Source organism: Synergistaceae bacterium (assembly GCA_017443945.1).
Taxonomy (GTDB): Bacteria; Synergistota; Synergistia; order Synergistales; family Aminobacteriaceae; genus JAFUXM01.
Genome location: JAFSXS010000079.1, coordinates 1 through 18,630, shown reverse-complemented (window position 1 = coordinate 18,630; position 18,630 = coordinate 1). Strand labels below are relative to the sequence as shown.

Annotated in this window: 20 protein-coding genes; 8 read left to right on the top strand and 12 right to left on the bottom strand. The window is 40.0% G+C overall.

All coding sequences use genetic code 11. From position 1 onward, the window contains the following. Positions 1-30: 30 nt before the first annotated feature. The 4 genes from IJT21_08475 to IJT21_08460 form a co-directional block, all read right to left on the bottom strand. Positions 31-612 carry a flavodoxin gene (locus IJT21_08475; GenBank protein ID MBQ7578284.1) on the bottom strand — a complete coding sequence of 194 codons (582 nt, stop codon included), beginning with the start codon at positions 610-612 and terminating at the stop codon, positions 31-33. 52 nt (positions 613-664) lie between these two features. Next, positions 665-1,996 carry a cobyrinate a,c-diamide synthase gene (locus IJT21_08470; protein ID MBQ7578283.1) on the bottom strand — a complete coding sequence of 444 codons (1,332 nt, stop codon included), beginning with the start codon at positions 1,994-1,996 and terminating at the stop codon, positions 665-667. A 362-nt stretch (positions 1,997-2,358) separates the two neighbouring features. Further along, entirely contained in the window at positions 2,359-2,463 is a 105-nt protein-coding gene (locus IJT21_08465) for a hypothetical protein (GenBank protein MBQ7578282.1), read from the bottom strand. A 27-nt stretch (positions 2,464-2,490) separates the two neighbouring features. Next, the gene (locus tag IJT21_08460) at positions 2,491-2,694 is read right to left on the bottom strand and encodes an energy-coupled thiamine transporter ThiT (protein MBQ7578281.1); all 204 of its coding nucleotides are present in this window, start codon (positions 2,692-2,694) and stop codon (positions 2,491-2,493) included. Between the two features lie 281 nt (positions 2,695-2,975). Here IJT21_08460 and IJT21_08455 point away from each other — a divergent pair, with 281 nt between their 5' ends. From IJT21_08455 to ispG, 8 genes are all read left to right on the top strand, one after another. Then, a complete protein-coding gene (locus IJT21_08455; GenBank protein ID MBQ7578280.1) occupies positions 2,976-5,165 on the top strand; it encodes a carbohydrate-binding domain-containing protein in 2,190 nt (729 codons plus the stop codon). A 95-nt stretch (positions 5,166-5,260) separates the two neighbouring features. Next, a complete protein-coding gene (locus IJT21_08450; GenBank protein ID MBQ7578279.1) occupies positions 5,261-5,635 on the top strand; it encodes a winged helix-turn-helix transcriptional regulator in 375 nt (124 codons plus the stop codon). A gap of 60 nt (positions 5,636-5,695) precedes the next feature. Beyond that, positions 5,696-7,528 (top strand): cadmium-translocating P-type ATPase, encoded by a 1,833-nt coding sequence (cadA, locus tag IJT21_08445; GenBank protein ID MBQ7578278.1) that lies wholly within the window; start codon positions 5,696-5,698, stop codon positions 7,526-7,528. Positions 7,529-7,570: 42 nt separating this feature from the next. Beyond that, positions 7,571-8,542 (top strand): glycosyltransferase family 2 protein, encoded by a 972-nt coding sequence (locus IJT21_08440; GenBank protein MBQ7578277.1) that lies wholly within the window; start codon positions 7,571-7,573, stop codon positions 8,540-8,542. Next, complete coding sequence (locus IJT21_08435) at positions 8,543-9,379, top strand: glycosyltransferase (GenBank protein MBQ7578276.1); 837 nt, start codon at positions 8,543-8,545, stop codon at positions 9,377-9,379. It abuts the gene before it with no gap. Between the two features lie 145 nt (positions 9,380-9,524). Then, a complete protein-coding gene (locus IJT21_08430; protein MBQ7578275.1) occupies positions 9,525-10,724 on the top strand; it encodes a pyridoxal phosphate-dependent aminotransferase in 1,200 nt (399 codons plus the stop codon). Continuing rightward, positions 10,718-11,764, top strand: a complete 1,047-nt coding sequence (gene rseP, locus IJT21_08425; GenBank protein ID MBQ7578274.1) for an RIP metalloprotease RseP — start codon at positions 10,718-10,720, stop codon at positions 11,762-11,764. Before IJT21_08430 ends, rseP begins: the two co-directional genes overlap by 7 nt. Before the next feature lie 235 nt (positions 11,765-11,999). Further along, complete coding sequence (ispG, locus tag IJT21_08420) at positions 12,000-13,052, top strand: (E)-4-hydroxy-3-methylbut-2-enyl-diphosphate synthase (protein MBQ7578273.1); 1,053 nt, start codon at positions 12,000-12,002, stop codon at positions 13,050-13,052. On the opposite strand, the gene IJT21_08415 is transcribed toward ispG, so the two are convergent. The 8 genes from IJT21_08415 to IJT21_08380 form a co-directional block, all read right to left on the bottom strand. Continuing rightward, positions 13,030-13,617 (bottom strand): sugar O-acetyltransferase, encoded by a 588-nt coding sequence (locus tag IJT21_08415; GenBank protein ID MBQ7578272.1) that lies wholly within the window; start codon positions 13,615-13,617, stop codon positions 13,030-13,032. The two genes, ispG and IJT21_08415, sit on opposite strands and share 23 nt — an antisense overlap. A gap of 130 nt (positions 13,618-13,747) precedes the next feature. Then, positions 13,748-14,383, bottom strand: a complete 636-nt coding sequence (locus IJT21_08410; GenBank protein ID MBQ7578271.1) for a TIGR04282 family arsenosugar biosynthesis glycosyltransferase — start codon at positions 14,381-14,383, stop codon at positions 13,748-13,750. Continuing rightward, complete coding sequence (locus tag IJT21_08405) at positions 14,370-15,047, bottom strand: TIGR04283 family arsenosugar biosynthesis glycosyltransferase (GenBank protein MBQ7578270.1); 678 nt, start codon at positions 15,045-15,047, stop codon at positions 14,370-14,372. The genes IJT21_08410 and IJT21_08405 overlap by 14 nt, the downstream gene beginning before the upstream one ends. Continuing rightward, positions 15,048-15,962 carry an arsenosugar biosynthesis radical SAM protein ArsS gene (arsS, locus tag IJT21_08400; protein ID MBQ7578269.1) on the bottom strand — a complete coding sequence of 305 codons (915 nt, stop codon included), beginning with the start codon at positions 15,960-15,962 and terminating at the stop codon, positions 15,048-15,050. A gap of 23 nt (positions 15,963-15,985) precedes the next feature. Then, positions 15,986-16,318 (bottom strand): carboxymuconolactone decarboxylase family protein, encoded by a 333-nt coding sequence (locus tag IJT21_08395; GenBank protein MBQ7578268.1) that lies wholly within the window; start codon positions 16,316-16,318, stop codon positions 15,986-15,988. An 8-nt stretch (positions 16,319-16,326) separates the two neighbouring features. Further along, positions 16,327-17,082 (bottom strand): (Fe-S)-binding protein, encoded by a 756-nt coding sequence (locus tag IJT21_08390; protein MBQ7578267.1) that lies wholly within the window; start codon positions 17,080-17,082, stop codon positions 16,327-16,329. Between the two features lie 28 nt (positions 17,083-17,110). Beyond that, positions 17,111-17,479, bottom strand: a complete 369-nt coding sequence (locus IJT21_08385; protein ID MBQ7578266.1) for a hypothetical protein — start codon at positions 17,477-17,479, stop codon at positions 17,111-17,113. Further along, positions 17,480-18,109 (bottom strand): hypothetical protein, encoded by a 630-nt coding sequence (locus IJT21_08380; GenBank protein MBQ7578265.1) that lies wholly within the window; start codon positions 18,107-18,109, stop codon positions 17,480-17,482. Between the last annotated feature and the right edge of the window lie 521 nt (positions 18,110-18,630).

Below are 18,630 nucleotides of genomic sequence, written 5' to 3'. Positions count from 1 at the left end.
GGTGGGAGCGAGGCGGCGAAACAAAACATTTTAGAATCCTAAACCTTTCAGCCAATCATTAACGCTTTTCTCTGCACTTGCTTTATTATTCTGTGCTGTTGCGCCCCTGATTGATAGTCCCTTAAAGATTTCTGCGCCATTCATTGAACGTTTGAGATTACTTTCTGTGCGTCCGATTCCGCTGCCTTCGTGTGTGCAGAACGGATAAACTTTTTTGCCTTCCCAGTTGTGAGCCTCTATAAACGTGTAAAGGCACATAGGCAAATCTCCCCACCAAATCGGATAACCTAAGAAAATAGTATCATATTCGCTGATGTCCTTATCTTCTAAGAAGGCCGGGCGGGCGTTTTTGTTCTGCTCATCTTTTGCGACGGCTATGCAGGTATCATAATCTGCTGCATATTTTACTGCCGGTTTGACTTCGAATAAATCAGAATTTGTTTTCTGCGCGATCATTTCAGCAAGAATCATAGTATTACCCTTCAGAATGTAGCCGACTGTGTAATTTTCGTCAGCACGTGAGAAGACAACTACTAAACTTTTTGCGCTCGCTGCACCGGCTGAACATGTCAATAACGCGATAATTAATAATGAAAATATAAATGTTCTCATGAAAAAATTTCCTCCTGATTAATAATTTAAATTTCGTGAATATTATAAACGCTTAGAGTCTGCTTGAAGTCAAGAAATTTGCTGCAAATCGTTCATTGCCGAAAAAATTTATATGCAGGTACGACGCTAAAATATTATTCATTGCATAACCGCCCGTGTGAGTCTCGCCTGTTCTTGGCCGTGTGAACTCAAACGCGCAGGAGTCCGGCTTTATTCGCGAATAATGGAACTCATGACCGCGTAAAATTTCGCCCGAACCGCAAATTATATTATTTCTCAACGCACGCGCCTCAAGATAGCCTATGACGGGTCTATTAGTCATGAAAGAATTTGCATTTATCAAGCCTGTCATATTAAATTTTTCGCCGTTCAAGTCCTCAAGGCTTCTGCATAAATACATGAATCCGCCGCACTCAGCTAAAATTTTTTTGTCGCATGATCTCACACTCTCAAGCATTGAAATATTAGCAGCTAATTCACGCGCAAAAATTTCCGGGAAACCTCCGCCGAAAATATAAGAGTCAGCACGAGGCAACTTTTTATCATGAATGGGCGAGAAATAAATTAACTCAGCACCTAAATTTTTTAGCGTCATTAAACTTTCGGGATAATAGAAATTAAATGCTTCATCGCGTGCAATGGCTATAATTTTTCTGCATGATGAAATTTTTTGCGTGATAAAATTTTCTTGAGGGCTCGCAGACTCTTTCGCGATTCTAATAATTTCGTCAAGATTTATAGATTTTTCGATTATGTCAGCTAATTTATCAGAGTCAAAATTTTTCTGCTCATGAGTCGGCAATAAACCTAAATGGCGTTCAGGAATTGCTATATTATCACTGCGCTTTAATGCACCTAAAAATTTTATATTTGCGCGTTCGAGGGATTCAGCGATAATTTTCACGTGAGAGTCAGAGCCTGCGAAATTTATAATTACTCCTGCAAAATTAATTTTCTTGTCATAATCGCGAAAACCTGACGCAACAGCTGCAACGCTTTCACCGAGAGACTTTGCATTTATCACTAGAATTACAGGAACATTCAACAGTTTTGCGATATTTGCCGTGCTGTAAATTCCGCCGTCATAGAGTCCCATTGCTCCCTCAATCAGCGCGAAGTCTTTATCATGTGAAGTAATTGCGAAAAGTTTGCGGGTTAAATTTTCATTCATCAACCAAGTATCGAGATTGAACGCTTCACAATTTCCGGCGAGTCTTAAATGTTGAGGGTCGATATAGTCAGGGCCGGTCTTGTACGCAGAAATTTTCAAGCCTCGTTTACTCAATGCACACAATAACCCGCATGAGAGAGTCGTTTTTCCTGCACTGCTTGAAGCTCCTGCGATTAATATTTTGCTGATATAATTTTTTCTGTTTATTTCCATGATGTTATGATTATATAGCAAATGCACTTGGGTAGCTGTAAAAACTTTTCGCCGTAGAGATTACGAAGCCTATCCGGGTGGGTGGGTGGGAAGAAGAAATTGAGTAGAGAGTAATACACTTTGCATTGAATTAGCGATAATGGCAATAAATGATTTTTGCTGCGGCCAACGTTAGCAGCTGATGACGCGCAATCGGCACCGGTCGTAAAAAAGTTTTTCGCCTTTGACATTCGAGTCCGTACTGGCCTTGTGTTATTTTTCCCGTATTAAAGAGGGCAACGGGAGTAATTATCGTCGCACAACTGGCCCCGATTGCAAAAAAAGTTTTTCGCCTTTGACTTTGCTTGTAAGTGCTTGCGTTGTTAAGACAGAAATTTTTGCAGATATTTCCAAAGTATTAAAGCCGTTATCCCTGACAAAATATATAATCCTCCGAGAACTGGCACATTGACAATTAACGAATATATAAAAGGGTGCTGGCCTTCGGGTGCAAATTACGCGAAAAATATAACTCCTGATATAACACTGCATGAAATCGTGCCTACCGCCACAATAATAATCCCTAAAATTTTCGGGGAAATCGCCGCAAAGCCCACACATGCAAAAGCTAACGGGTAATCAAGCAAAACTTGAATCACATTCATAAAATATCCGCCGAATATTAATCTAATTATCCCGTATATCGCACCTGAAATCATACCCCATTTTAAGCCCCGTCTATATGTGAAAATAATTCACGGTGTAAGCTCGAAACTTATTGCTCCGTCTTGAGGCAGCCTGAACAACACAAATCTCGACAACACAAAGCCTAATGCTATACAAAATGAACCTTCGACCATTGAAACTATTTTATTTTCTTGCATAATTTACAGCCGTCCTCCTGAAAAAATAATAAATTTGTGTTCATTATAGTGCATAAATAAAATGTTTTGTGATAAAATCTCTCGCATAATTCATTAATGGAAAGGATTATAACAAAATGTTCAAAAAATTTTCATGGCTAATTTATATTGTTATAACGGCGTTTTTCTTGATGTCGTTATCGGGCTGCGGTCATCATCATTCTAGCTCTGGTTCAAGCTCCAGCAATAACAACACAGCAACTTCGGCGCAGGTTATGAGCGTTTCTTCACCGTCATTTATTCGCGGAGAGACTTACAAAATTTATAAGAATGCTTCATTAGTCAATGCTAGCGGAGATCCACAAGTTTATATTGCTCCCATTGCAAACACAAACAATCAGGCAGCATTAAATCTCGGTTTCGCAAATAATCTCAGCGGCGACTCCGTTGTAATTCTCGACTCAAATGATAAAGTCGTGTTTGCTTATAATCCCAAAGGTAAAGGCACGGACACAACAAGCACAAATGTAACGCGCTCAAACGGGACTCAATTAATGTATAACGGTCTCACAATTTCTACAGCGTCAGTGAGTACGGCTTCACTTGAATATGACGATAGCGAAGTAATTAATATAGTTCTTAACACGAGTACTGCAACAGTTGACGGAGACACTATCAGCCCGCAAAATTATGTATGGCACGCTGACCCAGACCACGCAGACGAATACTGGACACAAGGAATCGACGGCACAACAGAATATGACGAGGACGAATATTTATCGCTCGTAACTATTCCAACAAACGGAGTCTATATTGCGCGCGATGTTCGTTATATGACAAGTGATTTAACGTTCACAACTTCAAATACAGCCCAGAAAGATCAAGACACAGAATATGTCGTTTATTACAATGCAAACTCGGACTCAGTAGCAAATGCAGTTGCAGAATACGCAGCAGATTCCGATTATGGCAGTGATTACGGCGACGCAAGCAAATACATTTTCGCGACTCTTCCTATGCAAATTAACGGCATGGGCGGCGGTGCTGCACCTGGTGAAGGCGGAATGACTCCTCCTGACGGCGGAAATATGACTCCTCCGAATCAAAACGGCGGGAATCCTCCTGCATTACCGGGAACTGCAAGCGCAAAAATTTCAGCAACGACAGACAGCAGCATTACAGCATACAGCACTATGACTCATTCAGCTAGCGAGGCATATAATAATCCCGTTCTTCACATCACACAGCCCGGAACTTATAGACTCTCCGGAAAATGGCACGGACAAATTTGGATAGACGCAAGCACAGCAAGCAAACCCAAGAAGGACTCAAGCGCAATCGTTACTATTATTCTTGACGGCGTAGAAGTAAGCTGCGACGTTGCTCCGGCTTTAGTGTTTCATAATGTCTATGAGTGCGATCAAGACGAAGATATGGCTTCATTTGACGTTGGCTCATATGTAGCAGAGAATGCAGGCGCAAGAGTCATAATCGCTGACGGTTCAACAAATAATTTTACCGGTGCAAATGTCTACAGAATATTGAAGCTCAAACCGAAATACTCACTCAGCGACACAGATTCAGACGCAATTTACAAAGTCGACGGCACAAATATCGGCGCACAATCAAAAATGTACAAAATGGACGGAGCTTTTTACTCGTTTGTCTCTATGGTGATCGGATTAGAGAGCGGCGCAACGTCAGGAACTCTGAATATTACTTCTACAACATATGAAGGTCTTGACGCAGAAATGCACATGACAATTGACTCAGGCACAATTAATGTAACTGCACCCGACGACGGAATTAATGTAAACGAGGATTATATTTCAGTCTTCACTATGAACGGCGGAACTGTTACAGTAACATCAAGCGGCGGCGACGGAATCGACTCTAACGGCTGGATTATTCTTAATGAGGGAACACTCAACGTTACAGCAGGCACAAGCGAGACAGCACCGGCAGGAGAAGGCGGACTCGATTATGATATGGGTTATTACAAGTCTGACTCGTTTGTGTATAATTATACTTCAGCACAAGGCGGCGGCGGTACAACACCCGGAAACGGCGATGTTACACCTCCAAGCGGAGACGACACAAGCACAGACACCGGCACCGACTCAACAAGCTCATACACTGATTACACCGGAAGTAACGCAATCGAGACTACATACGGCACAACTGATATTACATTCGGATCAAGCAGCATGTTTGTTGATGACATGTCAAGCACGCCCAGAACTGTAGAAGAGTCTGACACAGTATTTATTCTTGAGACTAACAGAGAAGTAAACACTTTCGGCGCAATCACTGAAATATCGCAGTAATTCCAATCATAAAAATTTTTAACTGGGGGAGCTTTTACGGGCTTCCCTTTTTTTGTGAGATAATATATTCACTCATTAGCAAAGGACTTGAAAGCATGAATATAAATTTGCCTCACGATCACAATACAAATATAAAATCTGTTCTCGCAAAGATTCCTGACAACGAGAAATTTATTAATGCCGCCGAAATCTTTAAAACTCTTGGCGACCCTACACGACTAAAAATTTTATGGATTCTTTGTCATAGCAGAGAGTGTGTCTCTGATATTGCAGCAGCCGTCGGAATGAGCAAAGCTGTTATCTCTCATCACTTGCAGTTATTGAAGCGTTCTAACCTCGTCAAGACTCAAAGAATCGGCCAAGAAATTCACTACTCATTAAATGACTCTTTACCGGAAGCTAATTTATTGCACAAATCAATCGAAGCAATTTTTAATATTTCATGTCCCGCAATTGACGAAAATTTTTAACGCGCTATAATGTCAAATATTCAAATGAACGTTTGATTATTTATTCAGGAGGCCATAAAAATGTTTAGGACTCTTTGTCGTGTAGTCCTCTCTATTGTTATGCTTGCAGTTATTAATTTTTTGCCGGTTAAGGGTGTCAGCAGATTTTTGCTTTATCTTGTGCCTTATTTAATCGCCGGTTATGATGTCATTCTTGAAGCGTGGGAAGGCATTAGAGAACGTGAAATATTTGACGAAAATTTTTTGATGTCAATAGCTACTATAGGCGCATTAATTATCGCGTTTCATGATGACGGTGATTATATAGAAGCCTCTGCCGTGATGATATTTTACAAGATCGGTGAACTTTTCGAAGATTATGCAGTCGGTAAGAGCAGAAAAAGTGTTACAGCTTTAATGAAGCTCAGACCCGATTACGCAAATATAGAATCAAATCACGAACTAAAACGAGTCCCCCCCGAAAATGTCAAAACAGGAAGTATTATAATCGTCAAACCGGGCGAAAAAATACCACTTGACGGCGTAATAATTTCCGGAAAATCCGCGCTTGACATGAGAGCATTAACAGGAGAAAGCCTCCCGAAAAATTTTAATGAAGGCGATAACGTTTTAAGCGGTTCTATAAATCTTGAAGGAGTCATAAAGATTAAGACAACACGCGAATATAAAGACTCAACAGCTGCGAAAATTTTAGAGTTAGTCGAGAACTCAAGCTCAAACAAGGCCAAGACAGAAAATTTTATTTCACGATTCGCAAAAATTTATACTCCTTTTGTGTGTGCATGTGCTGTTATGATTGCGGTTATTCCGGCGTTATTGACTGGGCAGAATTTCGGCAAATGGATTTATCGCGCGTTGACTTTTCTTGTTATTAGCTGTCCATGTGCGTTAGTTATAAGTATTCCATTAACTTTTTTTGCTGGAATCGGCGGTGCAGGACGTTCCGGGATTCTCGTGAAGGGGTCTAATTTTATTGAGTCGCTCGCAAAACTTTCATGCGCAGTATTCGACAAAACTGGGACTTTAACGCGGGGAGTCTTTGAGGTCAGTGCGATCCATCCTGAAATTATAGACTCTCAAGAATTATTGCACTTGGCCGCACACGTCGAAAGATTCTCGAATCATCCTGTAGCAGACTCTATTAAGCGCGCATACAAAAACGAGTCAGACTCATGCATTATCGAAGACTCTCAAGAAATCCCCGGCTATGGCGTAAAAGCTAAAGTCAACGGAGATATTATCTGCGCAGGAAATTCAAAATTTATGCAGTCAATTAACGCGAACTGGCACAAATGCGACAAAACCGGAACTATCATTCATACAGCAATCAATAATAATTATGCCGGACATATAGTAATTTCTGACGTGATAAAACCTGAGTCAAAATCTGCAATAGAATCGCTCAAAAATTGCGGAGTCGAAAAAATTATCATGCTCACGGGCGATAATAACGAGTCAGCAAAGGAAGTAGCAGACTTACTCGGCATTAAAGAGTTTTACGCTGAATTATTGCCGGCTGATAAAGTAAGAAAACTCGAAGAAATTTCACGCACAGGGATAACGGCTTTCATAGGCGATGGAATAAATGACGCTCCTGTTTTAGCGCGTGCTGATGTAGGGATTGCTATGGGCGGGCTTGGCTCTGATGCTGCAATTGAAGCTGCTGACGTTGTATTAATGGACGATGACCCGCAAAAAGTTTCACGAGCTGTAAAAATTTCCCGCAAAGTCATGCGCATAGTGAAGCAAAATATTTATTTCTCGGTCGGGATAAAATTATTGTGTCTTGTGCTGGGTGCAATGGGACTCGCTGATATGTGGCTGGCTGTCTTTGCTGATGTCGGAGTAATGGTGCTTGCGGTCTTGAATGCGGTTAGAGCACTCTTTGTGTGATAGAATTTATAAAAATTTTTCAGCAGGAGGAAAACTTTATAAATGACTCAGCCGCTAATTTCCGTTATTGTTCCTGTTTATAAAGTCGAGAAATATTTAAATAAGTGTGTCGAAAGCATTGTTAATCAGACATACAAGAATCAGGAAATAATTTTAGTTGATGACGGCTCCCCAGATAACTGTCCGGCAATGTGCGACGAATGGGCAAAGAAAGACTCGCGAGTTAAAGTCATTCACAAGAAAAACGGCGGACTCTCAAGCGCAAGAAATGCAGGACTCGACATCATGACGGGGAGTCTAGTCAGCTTCATTGACAGTGATGATTACGTCGGGCCGGAAATGCACGAGAGATTATATAATTTAATGCAGGAATATGACGCGGATATGAGCATTTGTGCAGGTATTGACGTTTTCGAGGATAAGCCCGAACCGGACATTAAAGGCCGTCCAATCACGATAAAATTATTGTCGCGCGAAGAGGCTTTAAGAATGCTTGTTTGCAATAGATTAACTGTTATAGCTCCTACGAAATTATATAAGAGTGAAATTTTTGACTCTATACGTTTTCCTGAAGGAGTGCTTTACGAGGACTACGCAACAGCTCATAAAACTTACGGAGTCTGCAATAAAATAATTTTGAGCAACGAAATTTTTTACTTCTATCTTAAACGCGATGACAGCATAGTTGGACGATCTGCGCAAAATATTTTCGATAAACATAAATTTCAATACACATTATTTGCATTTAATGAACGTTATAATTATTTCATGGGCATTAACAGACCCGATTTAGCAGGACTTGTTACAAAGTGCGATAATTATACTCATGCATTGGGACTAATGGAACGCTTAAATTATTGGCAGTTCAGGAAAGAATTATCACCCTTTATGCGCGAGACAATTTATAGATTAATCAAGACCGGAAAATTTTCATACTGGCTGAGAGTCGGCAAACTTTCGCTTTATTGGTTGCGCAGCTTATTTCGGCCGTACATCAAGCAGGAGAACTCATAAATGCAGCCGCTAATTTCCGTTATTGTACCAGTTTATAATGTCGAGAAATATTTAAACAAGTGCATTGACAGCATAGTGAAGCAGACTTATACGAATCTCGAAATAATTTTAGTTGATGACGGCTCCCCAGATAACTGTCCGGCAATGTGCGACGAATGGGCAAATAAAGACTCGCGAATCAAAGTTATTCACAAAGAAAACGGCAGAGAAACAAGAGCAAGAAATGCAGGACTCAACATCATGACGGGGACTCTTGTGGGCTTCATTGACAGTGATGATTATATTTTGCCGGAAATGTACGAAAATTTATATAATGCCCTAATCGAGAATGACGCAGATTTGAGCATATGCAGTTATTCGCGCGTTGATGAAAACGATAACCCCATTCCACGCAAAAATAAAATGAAAGAGTCAATTAAAGTTGTATCGCGCAATGAGGCTTTATCGTCGTTCATTACTTCACCGTTTGCAGCAGAGTACGGCGTTTTATGGACAAAATTATATAAATCTGAAATATTTAACGGGCTTCGATTTCCAACACAAATTTACAGGCACGAAGACACAGCTACTATACATAGAATAATAGGTGCTTGCAATAAAATAGTTTTGCTGAATCAAGTTTTATACGTTTACCGGAAAAATAGCAATGGACTCACAGGCACATTAAAGCGCACAAAATTTGACATTCGAGAGTTCCACGACAGAAAATTTATAGCCTTCGACCGTTATAATTATTACATGAGCATTAATAGACCCGACTTAGCAAAAACTGCATGGAAAACCGCACATTTTGCACTGGCTTATACTTTGAAGCGCGTAAACTATCTCGAAATATAAGCACGAAATATCGCCATTTTTAAGTCAAGCTATATGCGGATTGATTAAATCATGCAAATTTACATATTGGCTGAGAGCGTTAAATCTTGTTAGACTCACGTTTTGCAGCTTATTCCGACCATTTTTACACGAGGAGAAAAAATAAATGACATACAATTTTGAAGACTTGCACAAGCGCTTTAACACAGGTTCAGGCAAATGGGACGAGTTAATTAAATTCGGAGTCAGCGAGTCAGATGACATAATCCCGTTTTCTGTTGCTGATATGGAATTTCTTACACCTCCCGAAATAATTAGCGCGTTAAAAAATGAGCTCGATAATTCAATAATGGGCTACTCTAATCCGACTCATGAATATCGCGAAACAGTCTGCAATTGGATGAAGACCCGCCATAACTGGAACGCAAAACCGGAATGGATTCTAAACACTCACGGGGTTGTCGACGCATTTTTTGAGGCCGTGAAGACTTATACAAGACTTGGCGACGGTGTTATGTTATTGACTCCCGTTTATTATCCAATGTACATGGCTATAAATTTCACGAAAAGAGTATTAGTTGACTGTCCGTTAATTGACACCGGAAAAACTTACGAAATCGACTTTGAAGACTTTGAGCGCAAAGCAAGCAGACAGGACACAAAATTATTTATTCTCTGCAGCCCTCATAATCCCGTCGGAAGAGTCTGGACTCGCGATGAGTTAATCAAAATGGGCGAAATCTGCATGAAATATAATGTGCTCGTCATAAGTGATGAAATTCATCATGATTTAATTATGCCGGGATTCACTCACACGGTTTTTGCGTCGATTAGTGAAGAGTTCGCAGAAAATTCTATAACATGCACAGCTCCGAGCAAAAGTTTTAATATTGCAGGACTCCAGACTTCAAATATTTTTATCCCGAACGAAAATTTACGCGCGCAATATCTTGACTCCCTCAAGCTCTCGAATCCTAATCCCAAATGCAATATTTTAGGCTACAGGGCGTGTGAAGCTGCTTATAAATTCTGTGCAAAGTGGCTCGACGAGGCAATTAATGTTATCGACACGAACAAAAAAATTATAATCGACTTTCTTGCGCGTGAAATCCCGTCAATAAAAGCATATAATCTCGAAGGTACTTATTTATTGTGGCTTGACTGCCGCGCGCTTGGCCTGAGTTACAGCGATCTTGAAGAATTGAATCACAGCAAAGCAAAATTATTCTTTGACGAGGGCTATATATTCGGGAGTCAAGGCGAATGTTTCGAACGTTGGAATATTGCATGTCCGACTCGATACATAAACGAGGCATTACAGCGCATGAAAAATTTTTATGTAACAGGAGGCAGCAAAAATTGTTAGCTAGCATTATAGCTTTTATTATAGTCATTGCAGTGTGTGTTGTCGTTCATGAATACGGGCATTATATCACTGCAAAAATTTTAGGCGTGCAGGTTCATGAATTTGCGTTCGGGATGGGGCCGGCAATTTTTCAGCACAGAGACAAAAATAATATGTTATGGTCAATTAGAATTTTGCCGATTGGGGGATTTTGCAGGCTCGCAGGAATGGACGAAGAATACGACGACGAGTATGTAATTACCGGAAGAGGATTCAACGAACAGCCGGCGTGGAAGAGATTTTTTATTTTGCTGAACGGTTCATTATTTAATATTTTACTTGCGGTGTTATTGACTGCTATTTTTCTTTATGGTCATGGAGTCCTAGACATGGATCACACGAAAATCGGCGAAATTATGCCGGGCTTCCCTTCACAAATTGCGGGCTTGCGTGCGGGCGATGAAATTTTGTCGATAAATGACTCGAAAGTCTCAAAGTGGCGCGAAATGTCCGAGAAAATTAGAGTCGATAGCTTGAAGGATTCAAATTTGACTCTCGAAATAAAGCGCGGTGAAGAGATTCTAAAAATTTCCGTTAATGTCCCAGTCAATAAAGAATATGGCCGGCCAATGCTTGGGGTCTCGCCTTCATATGTGCGTTACGGGTTAATTCAGGCGTTTACTAGTTCAGCGGGCTACATTTATAGAATGAGTACAATGATGTTGCGGGGACTCTATGATTTAATCACGAGAAAGCGTGACGCAGATGTAACGGGGCCTGTAGGTATTGCTTCAATGTCGGGGCGTGCGATGAAGTCGGGTGCGTGGGATTTCATAACGTTTATTGCGATTATTGCGTTGAATTTAGGAATATTGAATTTATTTCCCATTCCAGCACTTGACGGCGGAAGAATTTTATTTGTTCTGCTCGAAATGATTATTAGACGCAGGCTCCCTGAAAAAGTTGAGACATGGATACACACGGCGGGATTTGTGCTGTTAATTTCGCTGATGATTCTTATAACTTGCAAGGACGTATACAATTTATTTATGACTCATTAAATTTTCACAGTGCGTGGAGTACACGTTAAACGGGCGGGTGGGTGGGAACTACTGATTCCGTGCGGGGAACCAATTAATACTTTGAATGCGCCATTATGAGGCCGGTGAACTTAATATATTTATAGCAATAATTCCCGTGAAAATGTAAAAGTTTTTGCGGGATTTATTATGCACTTGAACAGCTGTAAAACTTTGACTTTGCTATAATAAATAAAATTTTTCAGCAGGTGAAATCATGTACAGTAAAAATCAAGTAAATATAAATTCTCTGACAATCGGCGGAAATTCTCCCGTCAGAGTCGAAAGCATGTTAAAAATTTCTCTCGATAAGCGCGAAGAATGTCTATCACAATGCGAAAGGCTCATTAATTGCGGCTGTGAAATGGCTCGTGCTGCTCTTCCCGATAAAAAATTTGCTGATGACTTAAAATATTTAGTCTCTCACACAAAATTAACTATAATGGCCGATATACATTTTGATCCGGCTTTAGCTATTCTTGCAATGGAGTCCGGCTGCCGTGCGATAAGAATCAATCCCGGAAATATGCCGCTTAATAAATTAAATGACGTAATAACTGCAGCAAAGAGTCTTAATGTTGTTATAAGAATCGGCGCTAACGGCGGTTCACTCTCTCAAGCGCAACTAGATCAAGCACAAGGCAATAGATCTCAAGCACTATTTATCGCAGTACGTGAGCAGGCCGAATTATTATTACGCAATAATTTTACAAATTTGATTCTCTCTGCAAAATCTTCAAATGTAAATGAATGTGTGAATGCAAATATTTTAATCGCGAAAAATTATCCTGATTTCCCTATGCACATAGGTTTAACTGAAGCTGGGCCGGGCGACGGAGGAGTCGTAAAAGGTACAGCATGTATCGCAAATTTATTATCACAGGGAATCGGCGACACTTTGAGAGTCTCACTCACTGACGAACCCGAACGCGAAGTAAGAGTCGGTTATGAGATTTTAAAAGCGCTTGACTTGAGAGTCAGAGGAGTAAATTTAATTTCCTGTCCTACATGCGGAAGAAGGCGCGCAGACGTTATGAATCTCGTAAAAATTGTTGAGCCATTATTAAAAAATTTGCCCGACGGTGTATCAGTTGCTGTAATGGGCTGCGAGGTCAACGGCCCAAAAGAAGCAAAGCACGCTCAATTCGGAATAGCAGGTACTCCCGGAGGCGCGTTATTGTTCCGGGAGGGTAAATCAATCGGCGAATATAAATTTAGTGAGCTTGAGAAAGTTTTGCCGCAATTTCTCACTGTTGAATCTCTCGAATAACTTTGCAAGGGACTCCGGCGGCTAAAGAATTTGGCGGAATATCGCGCGTTACGACACTTCCTGCACCAATTACGCTGCCTGCACCAATTTTGACTCCGGCAATAACTGTAACATTTCCGGCGAGCCAGCAATTAGACTCGATTGTGATGGGCTTTCCGTATTCGAGAATAATTATTTCCCCGTTTGAATCAATGCGGGGATTTCGTTTTTTATATTCGAGCGGGTGAAGCGGAGTCAATAGTGATACATTATTTCCTAACATGACATTATCGCCGATATAAACCGGACAAACGTCAAGAATCGTAGTATTAAAATTTGCGTAAAAGTTTTTCCCAATGTGAGTATTAAACCCGTAATCGAAATAAATAGGCCCTTGAAAATATATTTCGTCAGGATCATAATTCGGCAAAAGTTCACGCAGGATTGAATATTTTAATTCGTCCTCGTCATTAACTATTTGATTATATTGCGCGCATAATTTATGAGCCTTTTGACGCAAGACAACTAACTCATTATCAGTGGGGCTGTATAATTCTCCGGCGGTCATTTTTTCGCGTTCTGTCATTATTGAATCTCTCCTAAAAATTTTTTCTCTGTGAATTGGTCCGGCAACAAAAATTATTCACAGCTTTTATCGTCGCAAAAAATATTTCTTCATCACAATAAATAAAATTTGCCGGGATCTTATGCAGCGATTATAGCATAATAAATTTGTATGTGAGTCTGTCTTCGTCATGAAAATTTTTTATGTCGTCGGGCGTGTCCAAATCATTTAATATATCAGCAAAATTATATGAGATTCCCGCATTCTTTAGACTCTTAATTGTAGACTCTAAAACGCTCGAATTTCCCCATGTTGCTATATTAAAAGCGTCGGGAATAAATTTTTTCATGCCGATTAGCCAGTAACCGCCGTCTTCAGAAGGGCCTATTACGACATCACTATTATTCAGCACGTTAAAAGCGCGTTCAAGATTTGCAGCTCTCATTGAAGGAATATCAGCACCGATAATTAATGCGCGCTTATAAGACCCGCTAAAAATTTCGTGTATGGCATTCTTCATTTTTTCGCCGAGATTGCAGCCTTCCTGATGTCTGAGATAAAATTTTGCCGGAATAAATTGCAGATAATTTTTTATATCGCCGCTGCCCGTCCAGTACAAAAAAATATCTGTATCACGCAACTTTACAAGCTCCGAAAAAATGTCCTGCCACATAGCTAAATGCAGTCTTTCGCGCTGAGTCTCGTTGAAAATCGGTGCTAGCCTCGTTTTTGTCTCTTGGCCGATTGGTAGACGCGAAAAAATTATTATTGCGTTATCTGCCGTCATAAATGCGCCTCAAAATTTTAGTTGATACTCCCATTATGTAAAGAGTCTTGATTATATTCATCTTCAGCCACGTTTTAAACCGCCCGTTTTCGATATAACGTCTCGCAGAAGTCCCGATTAAACTATCAAGCGCACAAATTTTAAATTTTCTGAGTCTCCGCGAAATCTCCCAATCCTCCATTAAATCAACTTTTGCAAAACCTCCCAGACTCATGAAAATATCACGCCTCAAAAATAGCCCCTGATCCCCAAATATCAAACTGAAATTTTTTGCTCTCGTGTGTGAAGTCCTTGCGATAAAGTTCATAAATTTATCATCAGCATCATAGAAATATAATTTGAAGAATCCCCCGTCAAAACCGTTTTTAACCGCGTTGATTATATCTTGAATGCAGGAAGGCGATACAACAGAGTCAGCGTGAAGAAAAAATAAAATATCTCCCGTTGATTTATCTGCGCCCGCGTTCATTTGAGCTGCACGGCCTGAAGGAGCATTTATAATTGTTATGTCGCAAAATTTTTCGAGCTTATAAAGTGTTCCGTCTGTGCTGCCTCCGTCGGATATGATAATTTCTTTGCTGCCGTTAAGATTCATGAGCGAACTAATTAATTTCCCGATTCTTTCTGACTCGTTAAGGACAGGGACTATTATTGAGACTTTCATTTATGCCGTTGTACCTCCGCAGCTTGACCCGCTCCCAGCTGTGCAGGCGTAACAATGGTTAGCAAATTTTATTTCTCTGCTGTGAATCTCGTTTAGCTCGCTGATATTTTGCGGGCCGTTAATTGTGAGTCCTAATGGCTGATTAAAATCGCAGTCGTATAATTTTCCGTCCCAGCCTACAGAAAGTTGAAATCTGCACATCATATTTTCAAGTGCTGAAGGGTTGAACGCGTCATAAAGTCTCTTCATGTACCTGTCAAAATTGTTAGTGCGCCTCAAGAAATCGCCGAACCGCCCGATCGGATTATTAGTTATCGCAAATAAATGGGTAAATTCGACCCCGTAATTTTTTCGCAAATGGAGTCTGTATTCATTCTCTAATTCGCTTTGATCAGGGGGCAGGAAAGCTCCTCCAGGATTATAGACTAAGTCAAGCGGTAAATTTTCATTTATGCCGTAACCGAGAGAATTTAAATTTTTCAGTGCTGTAATTGCGGCTTTGAACGTTCCCGCGCCCCTTTGTCTGTCGCAGTCATTTTCGGAGTAATATGGCAATGATGCAGCGATTTCGATATTTCTGTCAGCAAAAAATTTCGGAAGATCTTCATAACCTTTTTGAGTGAGAATGACTAAATTACTTCTTACAATAACATGAATCCCCGTTTTAGCAGCTTCATCGACTAAATATTTAAAATCTGGATTCATTTCAGGAGCACCGCCGGTAATGTCGAGAGTCTCGAAATTATTTAGCACTCTTAAAATATGCTGCATTGTTTCGCGAGTCATTATTTCAGTTCTGTTAGATCCTGCGTTTACATGACAGTGCTTGCAGGCGAGATTACATAAGCTCCCGATATTGACTTGAAGGACTCTTAATTTCCCGGCCGTAAATTTCAGCGCGGGATTATCAATCATTGACTCAAAATTTTTTATTTCGCTCACATTGATAACCTCTTCGCGATATTTTTCATCTGCACGCCGTGAACGAGGGACGCTCCTCCCCTTAATGCGCAGGCTACGTGAATTGCTTCGGTCATTTGTTCTTCGTTGACTCCGTTTTCTAAGCAGCTTTGTGTGTAAGCGTCAATACAATAAGGACACTGCACGGCATGAGCTACGGCTAAGGCAATTAATGCTTTCTCGCGTTTTGTGAGTGCTCCCGACTCAAAGACTGCACCGTAATATGACATAAATTTTTCCCATAAGTCCGGCGCAAATTCTCCCATTGTTGCAAATTTTTCTAAATCTTCAGGGTTATAATACGTTTCCATAAAATTTTTTACTCCTTTACTTTATTTGCTGTAATAAAGCGATTCAAGAAATTAGATTTTACATCCGATGACTCACCGTTCCCGAAAATTAAATCAAGTAAATAAATGCTCTTGTGTGTTCCGTCAATGCTCATAGAAGACCTGCACGACGCACAATAAGATATTATCACATTACAAGGCGACTCATTTGCACGTTTTCTCATGCACTCACGGCCATAACGCGAATCACATGACGTTAGAGTCTGATTTCCTCCGCAGCACTTAATTTTTGCAAACTCACGGACATTAACGCCCAGAAAATTTAATATCTCGCGCACACTTTTTCTAATTTCAGGAGTACTGACGCACGAGTCCTGTATACTTGCCTCAAGACCTGAAAATTTATTATGTAATTTTTCATCAAGTCCGAATCTCTGCATTAACGGCCATAACGATAAAATTTTTCGCTTTGTGTCATATTTACGCAAAATATTATAGCAATTCTGGCAGGCTGTAATAATTATTTCAGCGTTCATAGTGTCTAGCTCATGTTTAACACTTTCGATTCGGCGCGTAAAAGTTTTCGAGTCTCCTATCAGCTTTAAAGGTTTCGCACAACAGGCCGTCAATATTCCGCAATTACCCAAATTTTTACGCAAATAATCACGCGTCATGAAAACATAATCAGGATTATAACCCGACAAGCTGCACCCCGGAAAAAAAACGATTCGAGATTTCCCTGTTGAACGCCTTAAAATTTTACCGGCCGCAAAAAACATATCCATTTTCACGGCCACACGGAATAAAAATTTTTTAATGTTCATGCCTAAATAAAAATGTCAGAACTAATCCCGCAATTATTACAGCAATTAACGCATAATTAATCGCCTCAAATGATATATTACGCTGCATTATGCCTTCACGGATTATCGAAGCAGGAATTATTTTCACGCCTTCAGAGCCGGTTAAATACCAGATTCCAGCACAAGAAATTATTACGCTGACTAATGAAGCTGTGAAGGACGAAAAAATTTTTAGCACGCTCATAATCAAGAATAACACGATAACAAGCGCAAAGAATACCCAGCCGATATTTATGCGCATTTCGAGCCACTCATTTTGTGACAATATTACGCTGATTAATAGACCAAGCACGAAAGAATTATACAAGCGGGCAAGCATTTATTTTACGAGCCTCACAATGACATTTACTCTTGTTCCGTCGGGGGGTAAAACTTTTGAATTTCCCTTGAAGCTGACTTCTTTATTATTCATTGCTCCGGTCGGCCAAGCTGCATTTGTGCTTATTCCTGCTGCACACGAGTCAAGGCATATAAAGCAGCCCGGATGACTCCTTTGCGCAAATTCTAAATTTCCCGTGAATCTCAAGTCTAAAGCTCTTGTTTTGCCGTCGGGAGTATGAGTCTCTATTGCGTCATCAAGAGGGATTTCACCGTTTGAGCCTTCCCACGTGAGAAAAACTGTTAATTTGCTGCCTTCTGTTGATTTACCTTCTGCGCTTGATTTTGCTTTCATGTCTTCTGGCTTGATGTTATTTCCGGGGGTTGCGCCGAGTTCGATTAAAGCATTGTAATAGTCAATTTCGCTGACAAGAGCTCGCATAATAGATTTCTCGCCGTTGCCGCCCTTATAGAACGATAGAGCGTGCTTAGTGGGACTAACTAAATATTTGCCGTTGACTTCAGCAGGGATTATTATTTCGCTTTTGTCCTTGTTGATGATTAATTCTTCAGCAAATGCCGTCGAAACGAGTACGCAAAAAATAGCGATAACTAATAAAAATTTCTTCATGATAAATATTTGACCTCCTATAAAAATTTCAGCCATGCCATAATCCTAATTTTATAGCCAAAGAATTTATAAATGTATAATGTAAATCATGATTAAAATATTTCGGGAACATGCATTTATAATTACGGACAGGAAAAAAAACGGGTCGCGCACATATAACAAATTTAATATAGCTCAACAAAAATATAATGTCATAAAAGTATTTCGGGAACATACATTTATAATTACGGGCTGAAAAAAAACGGGCTACACACATACAACAAATTTAATATAGCTCAACAAAAATATAATGTCATAAAAGTATTTCGGGAACATACATTTATAATTACGGGCTGGAAAAAAACGGGTCGCGCACATACAACAAATTTAATATATATAGCTCAACAAAAATATAATGTCATAAAAGTCTTTCGGGAACATGCATTTATAATTACGGGCTGGAAAAAAACGAGTCGCGCACATACAACAAATTTAATATAGCTCAACAAAAATATAATGTCATAAAAGTATTTCGGGAACAT